We start from the raw sequence: 13381 nt of genomic DNA, 5'->3' as shown, positions 1-13381 counted from the left end.
ATCCCACCGGGTCGCGGCTCAGAGCTCCCCGGCGCGTTCGTAGAGCTTCCGCACCGGATCGGTGAAGGCGGCGCTGGTGAGGTCGAGCGTGACGAGGTCCTCGTTCATCGTGCCGCGGCTGGTGACGCCGAAGAGGGTGCCCGTGCCGGTGGCGGGGTCGAAGTCCCGCAGCCACGGGCCGCCGCTGGCGCCGCCGGCGAGGTCACAACCGGTCTTCCACACCGAGCTCACCGAGTTGGCCTCGAAGGTGGCGGGCCGGGCGCAGGAGACCAGCGCCTCGCCGCCGGCCAGCTTCGAGACGGGGTACCCGAGGAGGGTTGTGTCCACAGGGGACGGTGGCTGCGCGAAGGAGACGTCCTGCGTGCCCGCGACGTCGGCGACGTGCCGGCCGCCGACCGGGTCCAGGGCCAGCACCGCGTCGTCGTCGGTGCCGCTGGTGGGGCCCGAGTAGGTGGCGGACCAGGCGAAGGCCCGGACCGGGAACACCCCGTGCGGCGCCTTCCCGTGGTCGTAACCGGGCACGAACACGACGTTGACGATCTTGATCGGGTTGTCGAAGCGGTCCAGGCCGCCGTTGACGCAGTGCCCGGCGGTGAGCGCGACGTCCTTGCTGGAGCTGGGAACCACGGTCGCGGTGCAGGACTCGTCGACGCCGGGTTCGGCGGTGAAGAACAGCCTGCCGACCCCCGCGGGCACCGGGCCGGTCCACTCGCGGCCGATCTTTTCGGCCGGGGGCAGGGAGTCGTCGCCGGCCCACTGCCGCATCCGCTCCGGTGTCCAGTGGGCCAGCGCCGCGGCGCGGTCGGCCTCGCTCACGCGGGTCACGACCTGGTCGTCCCCGGCCGCGGTCGCCGGGGCGGCCGCCACCGCCACCGCGGCGCCGGCCACCGCCAGCAGGGTGACGGCCCGGGCAAGGGCGCGGCGCGGCTTCGTCGAGTTCGGGCTCATGTCCGGGGGACGCCCGCTCGTCGCCGGGGTTGCCCGCCGGCCGGGTGATCTTGCCACTATGGCACTGAGTGCCAGTGGTCAGCTCGTCCGGTCGCCGTGCAGCGCCGCGCTGAGCTGGGCGACGACCTCGCGCAGGGGCGTCGCCGTGGTCATCACCGCGACCACGGTGCCCTCCTCGCCGGTTTTGGGCGCCCGGAAAGCTTCCATGACCAGCGCGAACGCCTCGGTCGCGGCGGCCGTGATGTCGTCCCGGCCCCCGGCGCGCAGCCAGCGCCGGAGCACATGGTTGTTGGCGGCGGCGATCGCGGCCGCGGCAACGGCCGCGCGCAGGCTCGCCGCCTCGTCACCGGCCGCCTCGAAGCGGGCCTGCAGGTAGCGGGCGAGCACGCGCTGGTAGCGGTCGACGGTCGCGACCTCCTTGTCCCGCAACGAAGGAACCGTCCGGGTCAGCGCGAACCGCTTGAGCGACACGTCGAGCTCGGCGGCGTAGGAGCCGAGCACCAGCCCGACCGCGTCGCAGGCCACCTCCACCGGGTCGCGCGCCGGGTCCGCGGCGGCGAACGCCTCCTCCATCTCCGCCACGATCTCGTCGTGGTTGGCGAAGAGCACGTCGTCCTTGGTGTCGAAGTACCGGAAGAAGGTGCGGCGCCCCACCCCGGCGGCGGCCGCGATCTCGTCGACCGTGGTGGCCTCGTAACCGTGGGCGGCGAAGAGGTCCACGGCCGCGGCCGCGAGCTCCCGGCGCAGCCGCCGACGACCCGCCGGCGTCGCCCCGGCCCGGGTGGCCGGCACGCGGCGAGGGGTATCGGTCATCCCCGGACGGTAGCAGCCGGGGTTGCTAGCGGCACTCAGTGCCGTTAGGCTGGTTCCCACCCCAGCGGAAGGCGCCGACGATGTCGCTCGACCAGCAGCTCGACCCGGCCGTGAGCCACCCCGTGGACTACGACCGGGTCAACGCCTACTACAGCCGTCTCTTCGGCTGGTCGGTGAAGTGGCGCGGCCCGCGCCCGTTCCTGGCGCTGGAAAACGGGATCTGCGCGGTGACGATGCCGAAGCTGGGCACCGGACCGCTCCTCGACCGCCTCGCCGCCAACGGCTGCGAAGGCCCGGTCCTGGCCTGGGCGACCCAGCGCGGCCGGCGGGTGGCGCTGCTCGCGGAGATCGACGGGCTCGTGCCCGCCCGCGACACGCTGCCCCAGGCTGTCGAGGTGCTGGCGTGGGGCGCGCTGCTCCCCCTGCCGACCGGCTCCCACCGCACGGACGCGGCCACGGAGTGGCTCAAGGCGCCGGATCCCCACCAGCGCTGGCTCCCGAGCCTGGACGCGGTCCTCGCGGCGGCACGGCCCGCTTAGCCGTTCCTGCGAGACGCCCGGAGTTCCCGGGCGCCTCGCAGGATCAGCCGGTCACTTCTGGTCGACGAAGCACGCCTGCGGTGACCACCCGCGGACCTTGTTGTCGGCGGAGATCAGGCGGACCCAGCCGTTGCCGTCGGACACGCCGCACGCCGTGTAGCGGCGACCGAGGTCGATGCCTTCCGCGCAGCGGACCAGATCGCCTTTTTCGACGTGGCCGATGACCCGGTAGCTCTTCCAGCCGCTGTAGACGTTGGCGGGGTAGTTCGCGACCACAAAAGTGCTGCCCGCGCACCGCGCCAAGGCTCTCGGTGCGGCGGCCGACGCGGGCGAAGCGACGACGACGGTCGTCGCGAGCGCCGCGCCGACCAGCACGGCCGCTTTCTTCACGAGGGAATTCATGGCACCTCCGTTTTTCGGTTTTGTCATCGGGTCAGACATTCGGGGAAAGGTCGAGCCCGTGGGTGGCCGTGCCTTCGTAGACGTGCCCACCGGAAAACACCCGTCCGTTGTTGACGAGGGTCTTTCCGAAGCAGACCGACCACGAGTTCGCGGCCACGCCCGACGGGCGGCACGCCCAGGAGCCGAGAGGGTGGTAGGACGCGGCGGTGTAGAGCTGCGCGTCCACGTCCGCGCGGTAGGCGGTGGTCCGGTTGTTGCGCAGGATCACCGCCGACTGGACGCTCCGCCCGTCCGTCGACCTGATCGCGCAGGACTGTGCCTTGATGCCCGCGCTGATGTCCGAGGTCGAACCGCACTTCCACGTGCTGGTGATCGGGTTGGTGTTGCCGTAGGGACGCCAGGTGCCGTCGTAAGGGAGGGCCGAGGCGGTTCCGGCGGTCGCCAGCACCGCCGTGGCGGCCAGGGTCAGTCCCGCGGCAATTCGTGAAAAGGGCATACCGATCCTCTCTGTCGTTTTCCGGTTTTCCGTTTAATCAGCGCGCTTCGCCGATTTCGCCGCTCGCGGCGGCGATCGACGAACCGAGTGTGGTGCGCCGGTAGAGCACACTGCGGCCCTCCCGGGCCGCGGTGACCAAGCCGTTGCGGCGCAACGTGGACAGGTGCGTGCTGGTCCCGCCCGGGCTGGCGCCGAGCAGCCGGGCGAGCTGGCTGGTCGAGCGGGGAACCGCGAGCTCACGCAGGATGCGCGCCCGCGTCGACCCGATCAGCGCGGCCAGCGCGTCTTCACCACGGCCGGCCGAACCGACGTCCAGCCACGCCCGGCCGATCTCGCGCACGGGATAGTGCAGCTGGACGGTGTCCGGCGAGCGGTTGACCACCACCAGCCGCGGCCACGCGAACACCGACGGCACCAGCGTGATCGACGCCTCCGCCACCCCGGCGCAGGCGTGGTGTCCCTTCGCGATGGTCAACCGCGCGCCGTCGACGCGGATTTCGGGGTGCAGGTCGGTGAACACGCCGTAGAGACCGTCACGCAAGGCGCACTGGGCGCGGTGGGCGATCTCGGCGTCGAGCGCGGCACGCAGGTGCGGCCGGACCGGCACCAGCACCCGGTCGGCGTAGGACCGCAGCGCCTGCACCAACCGGGCCCGGCCGTTCTCGCCGTGCAACGGCTCCGGAACGGGCTCGGACGCCCACACCTGCGCGAGCTCGGCTTCGTACTGAGTCAAGGGCAACGCGGCGAGCCCGGCGAGCTGGTCGTCCAGGGAGACCCCGGGATCCGCGTCGGCCGGGTAGAGGAAGTCGGGGGCCAGGCCGCTGTCGGGGACGGCCAGCCGCAGCAAGCGCAGGTCGTCCGCCGCGACCTGCCCGGGCACGTGCCGCAGCCACGGCCGCAGCAGCGGCGCGGAGCCGGGGTCCCCGAGCGCCCGCAGGCTGCAGGCGACCTCCCCGAGCGGCGAGTACCCCAGCCGCGTGGCCCCCAGCGCGTCGACGCTCAGCCCGAATTCGATCACGGATCCGCCCCCTCAGGCCGCGGCCGCCCCCTGCGACCACGGGGAACAGCATGCAGGCGGAGGAGCCCGGAACCAAAGGATTCAGGGACGGCTGAATCTCTTCGGCGCCGGGCTTGCCCTGGAGCATCCGGGTGAATCGCCCGTCGGACCGTCAACCGCCCCGGACACCCGGGCGTGAGCCGACCGCGCAAGCCCCGACCTTCACCGGCTGACCAGGAGTCCCTTTGTCCACGCGAAGAACGTCTTGTCCTCGTCCGGCCCTGGCGGCCGCGACCGCGGCACTGCTGTTGTGCGGCAGCCTGCTCGCGGTGACTCCGGCCGAGGCCGGTCCCGCCGCGGTGCTCACCCCGACCATGACCGGGCCCCGTCCGTCGGCGACCCGGATCCCGTTCCCGATCTCCGACACGGTGTCCGCGTCGGTCGACGTCGGCACCGGCAACCTGCTGCTCACCACCTCCGACCTGACCCTGCCGGGGATCCGAGGCGACCTTCAGCTGGGCCTGACCTACAACAGCCTGCGGCTCGGCTCGGGCGCCGCGCTGCCGTCCGGATCAGCGGGCGCCGGCTGGGCGATGAGGGTCGGTCAGGACACCAAAGTCGTCCTCAACTCCGACAACTCCGTGCTCTACCTCGCGCCCGAAGGCCGTGAAGGCCTGTTCCAATCCGCCGGTGGGACTGCGTACACCGCGCCGGCCGAGTTCAAGGTCGCCATGGTGAAGACCGCGTCAGGCTGGACGATCACCGACCACGACGCCAACACCGTGTCGACCTTCGACACGACCGGGCAGCTGCTGACGATCAAGGACCGCAACGCCCAGACCTCCGCGTTCACCTACACCTCCGGGAAGCTGTCCCAGGTCACCTCGACCCGTGGCGGCGCGGGCGCCCGGACGGCGAGCCTCACCTGGTCGGGCGCCCTGGCCACGATCGGCCAGACCGGAGACGACGGCACCGTGCGCGGCGTCACCTACACCTACACCGCAGGCAAGCTGACCAAGATCACCGACCCGACGTCGAAGGCCACGCAGTTCGGCTACGACCCCACCACCGGTGACCTGACCACGATCACCAACGGAGCCGGCAAGCAGACCGCGATCCAGTACGACGCCTCCCACCGCGTCAAGAAGGTGACCCAGGAGAACCCGGATGGCGGCGCAGCGACCCGGTTCACCTACTACTCCGCAGGCGAGACACTGGTCGCGAGCCCGAACAACACCGAAGCCATCCCCTCTGCCGGGCCGCAGACCGACTACTTCCTCAACGCCCAGGAGCTGGTGACGTCCGTGGCCGACCCGCTCGGCCGGGGGCGTGCCAAGACCTACACCCCGTTCACCGACATCGCGACCTCGACCAGCGGCACCGGGGGCATCACCACCTTCGGGCACGACCCGGCGGTGAATGCCGGCGAGTCACTGACCAGCGTGACCACACCGACCGGGGCGAAGTCGACCGCGACCTACTCGAACACCGGCGCTGCGAAGTATCTGCCGTCCGGGGGCACCGACCGGCAAGGCAACACGAAGCTGTTCACCTACGACGGCGCCGGGAACCAGCTCACCTCGGCCAACACGGCCGCGACCGCTACTTCGAAGGTCGCCTACAACACCGACGGCACCCTCGACACCGCCACCGACCCACGCACCAACGTCACCGACTACACCGCGAACACCGACCACCAGGTCACCGACACGACCCCGCCGGCCGGCTCGGGCCTCGCGCCGATCGCGCTCTCCTACGACGGGTTCGGGCGCTTGCACGCGGTCCGCGACGGCCGCGGGCTGCGCACCATCTACGCCTACGACCGCGCCGACCGTGTCAAGACCATCCAGTACTCCGACGGCACCCCCGACGTGGCGTTCACCTACGACGGTGCCGGCAACGTCCTCACCCGCACCGACACCTCGGGTGCGACGACCTTCACCTACGACGCGCAGAACCGGCTCACCTCACGTACTGCGACCTCCGGCGGCGGCACGTTGTCCTATGGCTACGACAAGACCGGGAACCTGACGTCGAAGACCGACACGCGCGGCGCCACCACCTACGGCTACGACGCGGCGAACCAGGTCACCGAGATGACCACCCCGAACGGGCAGAAGACCGCCTTCGCGTACGACGACGACGGCAAGCGCACCGACACCTGGTTCACGACCAACGCGGCACACACCACCTTCGCCGCCCACACGAAAACCGCGTTCGACAAGAGCGGCCGGATTTCGCGGACCTGGACCTCGCGGGCGTCCAACGACGCGACCAAGGCCTACGACACCGGATTCTGCTACTCGCCCCGCGTCGCGGGACAACCGTGCCCGTCAGCGTCGGCCGGCACCGACACCGGTCTGATCAGATGGTCGACCGACAACCTCAGCGGCGCGGTGTCGCTCTACAGCTACGACACCTCCAACCGGCTCACAGCGGTGTCGAACTACGGCGGTCACGACTACGTCTACACCTACGACAAGGCCGGCAACAGGCTGACGGCCAAGGTTGACGGGACCACCGCGCAGACTTTGACCTACAACGCGGGCAACCAGATCTCGAACGCCGGTTACGGCCATGACGCCGCCGGCAACCGGACCGCCGACCCGGCCCAGGGCGCCTTCGCCTACAACGCCGCCGGGCAGACCACCACCCACACCGAAGGCTCGGCCTCGAGCACCTACACCTGGGCAGGCGGCGACCAGAACGAGCTTGTCTCGACCACCACCGGGACGGACACGACCGGCTACGTCTATGGACGCAGCGACGTCAACGGCGTCCCGATGCTCCAGTCGTTCACCAAGAACGGCCAAACCAGCTACATCGACACCGACCCCACCGGCGTACCGCTCATCTTCCAGCGGCCTGACGGCACCACTCACTACTACGCGCTGGACAACCGGAGCAGTCCCGTCACCCTGATCGACAGCAGTGGCGCGATAACGGCCTCTTACACCTACGACCCCACCGGAAAGCAGCTCACGGCCACCGGCGCGGTCTCCGCGGCCAATCCCTTCCGCTACGCCCAGGGGCTGCTGGACGAGACCACGGGCTGGCTCCGGCACGGCGTCCGGTGGCACGACCCGGCCACCGGCAACTGGACGGCTCTCGACCCCGTCAGCCTGGTCCTGGAGCCCGACATGGCAAGCCGGTATGCGTACGTCGGCGGCGATCCCGTCAACCGTCTCGACCCCACCGGCCTGGCGGCCGACACCTCGAGGGCATGCCTCGCCGGCATCGTGGTCGGCGGTGTCGGAGGCGCCCTTTCCGGCGGCGTTCCCGGCGCGATCGTCGGCGCCACCGGCGGATGCATCGGCAACGTCGTGTCGCATTGGATAACGGACGGCTTCGGCGATTGACCCGCAGCCGGTTCGGTTGCAGCCCGAAGGCGAAGCCCTCACGCAGAGGACAGCGTGGGGCTTCGTCTTCGGACCACTGCCTACTTGCAGCGGGAACCGCCGTCCGAGGAGTACCACGAGGGATACGGGGCCACCGTGGCGTAGGTGATCTTGAGGCACGCGTTCTCGCTGATGGCCAGCTTGGCGACGTGGTTCGCGACGGCGTAACTGACCGCACAAGCGGCGCTGCCCGGGAACGGGATGAAGCCGCACGCGGTGCCGGGCAGGGCGCTGGTCGAAATGGTGCGCGTCTGGCTCCTGGTGAAGACGAAGCTGCACCGGAGGAAACCGCATTCGAACTGACCGGCCACCGAGTCCGGTCCCCGCGTCTCGACCGGGCTCGCCGTGGCGCCGGGGGCCGCGACAGCGGTGCCTCCCAGCATCGCGCCGCCGATCATCACGCCGGCGCAGAATCGTCGTAGCTGCATGGTTTCCTCCCGAGGTGTGCGGATGTTGATCACTCAGGAGGTTCACACGCATCACCGAGCCACGGTTTACCGCGCGCGGGCGAATCACTCGATCGAGGCCGGCCGGTCCACACTGCGGGTGAAGGTCTCCCACGCGCTCAGCTCGGCCAGCCGGGCCTGCTCGGCCTCGAGAATCCGGTCGTACGCCGCTCCCCCGAGCGGCACCCGCAGCGGAGGCGCGTCGAGCCCGATGACGTCGAGCACAAATCGGGCGGCCGCCGCGGCGGAAGTTCCCGCCGAAGCACCCTCGGCGTAGGCCGCCGCGAGCGGCGCGACCAAATCCGCGTAAGGCGCGCTCGCCACCGGGATTCCCATCGACGACGCGAGCGACGTGGCCATCCGGCCGGGCTCGACGATCGTCACCCGGATCCCGAACCCCTCGGTCTCCTTCGCCACGGCTTCGAGAAACCCTTCGGCGGCGAACTTCGCCGTCACGTACGGGCCCAGCCCCGGCGCCGGCGCCAGCCGGCCGCTCACCGACGAGATCTGCACAAAATGCCCGCGGCCGGCCTCGCGCAGCAGCGGCAGCGCCGCCTTGACGACGTGGACGACACCCCAGAGGTTCGTCTCCACGACCGCCCGCACCGATGCCAGATCCGCGTCCTCGATGCTCACGATGTCGGAATAGCCGGCGTTGGTGACCACCACGTCCGGCACCCCGAAACGCCTGATCACGGCGGCCAACGCATCCTCGGCCGCCGCCGGGTCCGTGACGTCGAGGGCCAGCGCCTCGGCCGTCGAGGGGTACGCGGCGGCCAGGTCGGCGACCGACGCGGGGTCGCGGGCGGTGAGCGCCACCCGGTGCCCGGCGTCGAGGGCCGCCTCGCCGATCGCGCGCCCCAGGCCGCGGGACGCGCCGGTCACGAAGATCGTCTTCACTGCCACCTCCTGAACATGTGTTCAGTAGCGGACTGTACCTGAACACGTGTTCAATGGCGAGATGGTCACCCGGAACCTCCGCGCCGAGCTGGTCGCCGCCGCCGTGGCGAAGCTGGCCGAACCGCAGGCCCTCGCCGTGCCCTCCCTGCGGTCCATCGCCCGCGAGTGCGGGGTCGCGCCGTCCGCGGTGTACTGGCACTTCCCCGCGGAAGCCGACCTGCGCTCGGCGATCCTCGACGCCGTCTACACCGACCTCGTCGAGCACGTCGAAGCGGCGATCACCGCGACGCCGGAACAGGCGGACCGCCTGGTGACGGCCGGCCAGGCCTACGTCCGCTGGGGCCTGGCCCACCCCGGCGCGTACCAGCTGCTCTTCGAAAGCGGCGACCCCGTCCCGGAAACCCGCGCGCCCACCGGCCCGCGGCTGCAGAACCGGATCGTCGAGCTCGTCGCGACGGCCGACCCGGAGACGCCGTTCAGCTCGGCGCTCCTGCTGTGGTCGGCCTACCACGGCCTCGTGTCGCTGCGCCTGCACAAACCGCACTGGGACTGGGGAACCACCGCCGAGGACGCGGCCGCCCGCATCATCACCGCGCTGGTGAAGAGCTTCTAGTGTCGCGCGTCTGAGGTTCGTTGACGGGTGGTGTGGGGCAGGATCTCGTCGGCGGTTTTGGTCCAGGTGAACGGGTGGCAGCGGTTGTTCCTGCCGTCGATGAAGCTGCGGATCGCGGTGATGAGTTGTTTGACGTTGTCGAAGGATCCGCGGCGGATCGCCTGGCGGGTGATGCCGAAGAAGACTTCGACCAGGTTGAGCCAGGAGCCCGAGGTGGGCGTGAAGTGCAGCGTGATCCTCGGGTTCCTGGCCAGCCAGTCGTTGATGTCGGCGTGTTTGTGGGTGTGGTAGTTGTCCAGCACGACGTGGAGTTCGCGGCGCGGGTAAGCCTTGGCCACTTTCTTGAGGAAATCGAGAAACTCTGCTTTGCCGTGCCGGTCGTAGCACTGGTCGGTGACTTTGCCGATGGCGATCTCCAGAGCGGCGAACAAGATCGTGGTTCCGTTACGCTTGTAGTCGTGGGTGGCTTTCTCCGGCAGCCCGGGGCGCAGCGGCAGCATCGGCGCTGTGCGGTTGAGTGCCTGGATCTGGGACTTCTCGTCCACACACAACACCAGGGCTTTCTCCGGCGGATTCAGGTACAGCCCGACCACGTCGTGGACCTTGGCCTCCAGTTCCGGGTCGGTGGAGAACTTGAACGTCTGCAGTCGCCAGGGCTGCACGTGATACTTGCGCCACGCCCGGGCCACGGTCGCGTCCCCAATCCCGAGGTGCCGGCCCAGAAGCCGGCTCGACCAGTGCGTGACCGCCAACGTCTCCGGCGGCGGCACGAGCGTCGCCGCGATGATCGAGGCGTCGTCGATGGTCTTCGGCCGGCCCGCGCGAGGCTCGTCGTCCAATCCCACCAGACCGTGCTCGGCGAAACGGTCGCGCCATTTGATCACCGTCGGACGGAAACCCCGACCAGCCGGGCAGTGGCCGCGGTCCCGTTCCCATCGGCGACCGCCAGCACGATCCGGGCCCGCTCGACATGACTGGCCCGGATCGCCCGCGACCGCGCCCACGACTCCAGGACCACACGGTCCTCGTCACCGACCAACAACACTGACGAAGGCATGAACCATCATCGCAAACCCGCAACCATAAACCAACTAACGACGCACAACACTAGTACCGCGACGCCGGTCGAGTGCGCTCGTGACTTATCCCGAAGTTGTTCCTCCGGGAACGGCCGAGGCTATCTTCCTTGCCAGCTCGGTCGCATTTTCAGTATAGCTGGTGAATGCGAATCGCTGGCCATTGCGCAAAGCGACAGCGCAGCGGAATTCGATTCCGAGAGCGTGGCCGGGTCCTTTCCGTTCTTCGCCCTGGACTGCTACCGAGGAGATTTCGGCCCACGGGATCGGCAGCTCGGTTCGACCGGTGCGCCGGACAATGCCCCGCTCGTGGAGTTCGATCAGGTGGCCCCGAGTCTGCAGCACTCGGATCAGCATGACGAGGCCGAAGAGGATCCCCAGGAGGCCTAGAGCGAGAGGGCCGCCGACGATGAAGTTTGGCCCTGAGGGCGGACTCTGTCCCGGTCCGTAGGTGCGGTTGGCGTCGGCGAGGAGAAGTGGGATGCCGATGGCAAGGAACACCACGCCCGTGCCAAGTAAGACAAGCCCGTTCTTGCCGCGCCGCCTGTTGTCGATCGGGTACTCGCGGATCAGGCGCCCGAGGTCCATGGGTAGCTTTGTACCAGATGGGCACTGGGAGGGGGCTCGGGCCCGGGAGTATGTGTCTGGGCTGGTCGCGGGTTGGACCGGAAGAACGGGTGGACCTACGAGCGATGCGGCCACCTACTCGACTGAGTGCCGTTGCGGAACCCGAGGATCACGCTGCACTTCACGCCCACCTCGGGCTCCTGGCTCAACCTGGTCGAAGTCTTCTTCGGCATCACCCGCCAGGCGATCCGCCGCGGATCCTTCGACAACGTCAAACAACTCATCACCGCGATCCGCAGCTTCATCGACGGCAGGAACAACCGCTGCCACCCGTTCACCTGGACCAAAACCGCCGACGAGATCCTGCCCCACACCACCCGTCAACGAACCCCAGACGCGCGACACTAGCCGTCACCGCCACGGGGCCCAGGGCACCACCTCGCCGTCGCGGACCAGCTCGCCGTAGTGCGCGGGGTCGACCGGCCCGGACACGAGGTCCAGCAAGGTTTCCGCGGCTTGGGCGGGACTCGGCGCGTCACTCACGTCCCACCACAGCGCGGACGTCGGGGTGTTCATCATGCCCGGGCAGACAGCGGCGAGGAGGATGTCCCGCGCGAGGTCGTCGTCGCGCCGGCCGGCGGCGAGGGCGCGCACGGCCGCGACCTGGCCGATCTTGGACGGGATGTTGACGAACCCGGGCCAGTCGCCGCCGCGGGCACTGCCGTCGGCGACCGCGTCGCGCCAGGCCGCCACCTGCTTGTCGACCTCGTCCAAAGAGGACAGACCGTCGAACCGGTCGTGCAGCGCGGGCGCGAGGTGGTTCAGCGTGCCGTACGAGCTGGCGACGACGAGGAACCGGCCGCCGTCCCGCAGCAGCGGCGCGAACGCCCGCAACAGCCGGGTGGTGCCGAAGTTGTTGACCTCGGCGTAGGCGCCGACGACCGCGCGCGGATCGTCGTCGGGACCGACCCGCATGACGGCATTGCCGAACACGACGTCGACACCGCCGTGCCGCTCCCCCAGCTGCGCGGCGAACCGGTCGGTGGCGTGCGGATCAGCGACGTCGAGGACCTCGCCGCGCACCCGGGCGCCGCCGGCGGGGAGAGCTTCGACGGACTGCGCGACCCTCCCGGCGTCGCGGCCGGTCAGGTAGACGGTGTCCTCAGTGGACAGCCGGGCGGCGAGCCCTTCGACGAGGGCGAGACCCAGGCCCTGGGTGGCGCCGGTGACAAGAGCGACTTTGCCGGTCATGCGATTCCTTTGGCGAGCAGGGTTTCCGACAGGGTCCAGAGGCGCTCGGCGCCTGCGGGGTCGAGCGCGTACCGGGCGACGCCGTGCAGCGGCGCCGCGTCGCCGCGGCGGTCGATGGTCTCGGTCTCGTTGCAGTCGGCGAAGTAGCGGCCGCCGACGCCGTCGAGCAGGGGTGACGTCGCGAGCAGGACCGACGTCGCCGCGCCCTGCTCCGGCGTCTTGATCAGCTCGGGCGGGACCTTGCCGCTGCCGCGGCCGCCGGTGTGGCGCTGGAGGTTCGTGTAGATCGCGCCGGGCATCAGCGCGTTCGCGGTGATGCCGTCACGGGCCCAGCGGCGCGTCGCTTCGACGGCGAAGAGCACGTTCGCGGTCTTGGACTGGCCGTACGCGAGCCACGGATCGTAAGGCCGGAAGGCGAAGTGGACGTCGTCGAAGACCACCGGCGACTGCTGGTGGCCGGTGGAGCTGACCACCACGATCCGGGCGGCGCCGTCGGCGGCCAGCGCGCCGTGCAGGCCGGTGGCCAGGGCGAAGTGCCCCAGGTGGTTGGTGGCGAACTGCCACTCCCAGCCCTGCGGCGTGTACTTCTCGGGGGTGGCCATCACACCGGCGTTGGCGACCAGGACGTGCAGCGGGCCGTCCCAGGCGGTGGTGAACGCGTCGACCGACGCCGGGTCGGTGAGGTCCAGCGGCGCCACACGCACCGCGGCGCCGGTGGTCGCGGTGATGTCCGCGGCCGCGCGGTCGCCCGCCTCGACGTCGCGGACGGCCAGGGTGACCTCGGCGCCGGTGGCGGCCAGGGCACGCGCGGTCTCGACACCGAGGCCGGAGGACGCGCCGGTCACCACGGCCCGCCGGCCGGTCAGGTCGGCGCCCGCGGCGACCTCGGCCGCGGTGCTGCGGAATCCGAAGGGGGTCTTGATCAGGTCCATGAC

General features: G+C 70.3%; 13 protein-coding genes and 2 pseudogenes. 4 read left to right on the top strand and 11 right to left on the bottom strand.

Annotation, left to right across the window (positions count from 1 at the left end; genetic code table 11):
- Positions 1 to 18: 18 nt before the first annotated feature.
- Positions 19 to 948: a trypsin-like serine peptidase gene (locus ACZ63J_RS00250; protein ID WP_465400653.1), complete on the bottom strand. Its 930-nt coding sequence runs from the start codon at positions 946 to 948 to the stop codon at positions 19 to 21.
- Positions 949 to 1026: 78 nt separating this feature from the next.
- On the bottom strand, positions 1027 to 1761 hold the full coding sequence (locus ACZ63J_RS00245; RefSeq protein ID WP_465400654.1) for a TetR family transcriptional regulator: 735 nt from the start codon (positions 1759 to 1761) through the stop codon (positions 1027 to 1029).
- Between the two features lie 80 nt (positions 1762 to 1841).
- On the opposite strand from ACZ63J_RS00245, the gene ACZ63J_RS00240 reads away from it, so the two are divergent.
- The gene (locus tag ACZ63J_RS00240) at positions 1842 to 2300 is read left to right on the top strand and encodes a glycogen operon protein GlgX (RefSeq protein WP_465400655.1); all 459 of its coding nucleotides are present in this window, start codon (positions 1842 to 1844) and stop codon (positions 2298 to 2300) included.
- Positions 2301 to 2351: 51 nt separating this feature from the next.
- On the opposite strand, the gene ACZ63J_RS00235 is transcribed toward ACZ63J_RS00240, so the two are convergent.
- The 3 genes from ACZ63J_RS00235 to ACZ63J_RS00225 are packed head-to-tail and all read right to left on the bottom strand — an operon-like array spanning position 2352 to position 4216.
- Positions 2352 to 2702 (bottom strand): hypothetical protein, encoded by a 351-nt coding sequence (locus tag ACZ63J_RS00235; RefSeq protein ID WP_465400656.1) that lies wholly within the window; start codon positions 2700 to 2702, stop codon positions 2352 to 2354.
- Between the two features lie 31 nt (positions 2703 to 2733).
- A complete protein-coding gene (locus ACZ63J_RS00230) occupies positions 2734 to 3198 on the bottom strand; it encodes a hypothetical protein (protein WP_465400657.1) in 465 nt (154 codons plus the stop codon).
- Between the two features lie 37 nt (positions 3199 to 3235).
- A complete protein-coding gene (locus tag ACZ63J_RS00225) occupies positions 3236 to 4216 on the bottom strand; it encodes an ArsR/SmtB family transcription factor (RefSeq protein WP_465400658.1) in 981 nt (326 codons plus the stop codon).
- 224 nt (positions 4217 to 4440) lie between these two features.
- On the opposite strand from ACZ63J_RS00225, the gene ACZ63J_RS00220 reads away from it, so the two are divergent.
- Positions 4441 to 7554, top strand: a complete 3114-nt coding sequence (locus tag ACZ63J_RS00220) for an RHS repeat-associated core domain-containing protein (protein WP_465400659.1) — start codon at positions 4441 to 4443, stop codon at positions 7552 to 7554.
- Between the two features lie 80 nt (positions 7555 to 7634).
- Here the strand turns inward: ACZ63J_RS00220 and ACZ63J_RS00215 are convergent, their stop codons facing one another.
- Positions 7635 to 8021, bottom strand: a complete 387-nt coding sequence (locus ACZ63J_RS00215) for a hypothetical protein (protein WP_465400660.1) — start codon at positions 8019 to 8021, stop codon at positions 7635 to 7637.
- Between the two features lie 84 nt (positions 8022 to 8105).
- Positions 8106 to 8939, bottom strand: a complete 834-nt coding sequence (locus ACZ63J_RS00210; protein ID WP_465400661.1) for an SDR family NAD(P)-dependent oxidoreductase — start codon at positions 8937 to 8939, stop codon at positions 8106 to 8108.
- A gap of 61 nt (positions 8940 to 9000) precedes the next feature.
- Here ACZ63J_RS00210 and ACZ63J_RS00205 point away from each other — a divergent pair, with 61 nt between their 5' ends.
- Positions 9001 to 9552, top strand: coding sequence for a TetR/AcrR family transcriptional regulator (locus ACZ63J_RS00205; protein ID WP_465400662.1), 552 nt, complete (start codon positions 9001 to 9003; stop codon positions 9550 to 9552).
- Here ACZ63J_RS00205 and ACZ63J_RS00200 read toward each other — a convergent pair.
- Both ACZ63J_RS00200 and ACZ63J_RS00195 read right to left on the bottom strand, forming a co-directional pair.
- A pseudogene (locus ACZ63J_RS00200) lies at positions 9549 to 10609 on the bottom strand (IS630 family transposase). The gene ACZ63J_RS00205 and the pseudogene ACZ63J_RS00200 sit on opposite strands and share 4 nt — an antisense overlap.
- Positions 10610 to 10694: 85 nt before the next feature.
- Positions 10695 to 11216, bottom strand: a complete 522-nt coding sequence (locus tag ACZ63J_RS00195) for a hypothetical protein (RefSeq protein ID WP_465400663.1) — start codon at positions 11214 to 11216, stop codon at positions 10695 to 10697.
- A 132-nt stretch (positions 11217 to 11348) separates the two neighbouring features.
- Here ACZ63J_RS00195 and ACZ63J_RS00190 point away from each other — a divergent pair.
- A pseudogene (locus tag ACZ63J_RS00190) lies at positions 11349 to 11603 on the top strand (IS630 family transposase); the annotation flags it as partial.
- A gap of 3 nt (positions 11604 to 11606) precedes the next feature.
- Here ACZ63J_RS00190 and ACZ63J_RS00185 read toward each other — a convergent pair.
- On the bottom strand, positions 11607 to 12446 hold the full coding sequence (locus ACZ63J_RS00185; RefSeq protein ID WP_465400664.1) for an SDR family NAD(P)-dependent oxidoreductase: 840 nt from the start codon (positions 12444 to 12446) through the stop codon (positions 11607 to 11609).
- A complete protein-coding gene (locus tag ACZ63J_RS00180; protein ID WP_465400665.1) occupies positions 12443 to 13378 on the bottom strand; it encodes an SDR family NAD(P)-dependent oxidoreductase in 936 nt (311 codons plus the stop codon). Before ACZ63J_RS00180 ends, ACZ63J_RS00185 begins: the two co-directional genes overlap by 4 nt.
- Between the last annotated feature and the right edge of the window lie 3 nt (positions 13379 to 13381).

Source organism: Amycolatopsis sp. NPDC104863, assembly GCF_055582965.1.
Note: the sequence above shows the minus strand (reverse complement) of the source record. Positions and strands in the feature narration are given on the sequence as shown.

Bases quoted from the DNA above. Each gene is read 5' to 3' on its own strand.
- ACZ63J_RS00195 (WP_465400663.1), bottom strand. From the start codon at position 11,216: ATGGACCTCGGGCGCCTGATCCGCGAGTACCCGATCGACAACAGGCGG.
- ACZ63J_RS00180 (WP_465400665.1), bottom strand. From the start codon at position 13,378: ATGGACCTGATCAAGACCCCCTTCGGATTCCGCAGCACCGCGGCCGAG.
- ACZ63J_RS00205 (WP_465400662.1), top strand. From the start codon at position 9,001: ATGGTCACCCGGAACCTCCGCGCCGAGCTGGTCGCCGCCGCCGTGGCG.
- ACZ63J_RS00240 (WP_465400655.1), top strand. From the start codon at position 1,842: ATGTCGCTCGACCAGCAGCTCGACCCGGCCGTGAGCCACCCCGTGGAC.
- ACZ63J_RS00215 (WP_465400660.1), bottom strand. From the start codon at position 8,021: ATGCAGCTACGACGATTCTGCGCCGGCGTGATGATCGGCGGCGCGATG.
- ACZ63J_RS00185 (WP_465400664.1), bottom strand. From the start codon at position 12,446: ATGACCGGCAAAGTCGCTCTTGTCACCGGCGCCACCCAGGGCCTGGGT.
- ACZ63J_RS00235 (WP_465400656.1), bottom strand. From the start codon at position 2,702: ATGAATTCCCTCGTGAAGAAAGCGGCCGTGCTGGTCGGCGCGGCGCTC.
- ACZ63J_RS00245 (WP_465400654.1), bottom strand. From the start codon at position 1,761: ATGACCGATACCCCTCGCCGCGTGCCGGCCACCCGGGCCGGGGCGACG.
- ACZ63J_RS00250 (WP_465400653.1), bottom strand. From the start codon at position 948: ATGAGCCCGAACTCGACGAAGCCGCGCCGCGCCCTTGCCCGGGCCGTC.
- ACZ63J_RS00230 (WP_465400657.1), bottom strand. From the start codon at position 3,198: ATGCCCTTTTCACGAATTGCCGCGGGACTGACCCTGGCCGCCACGGCG.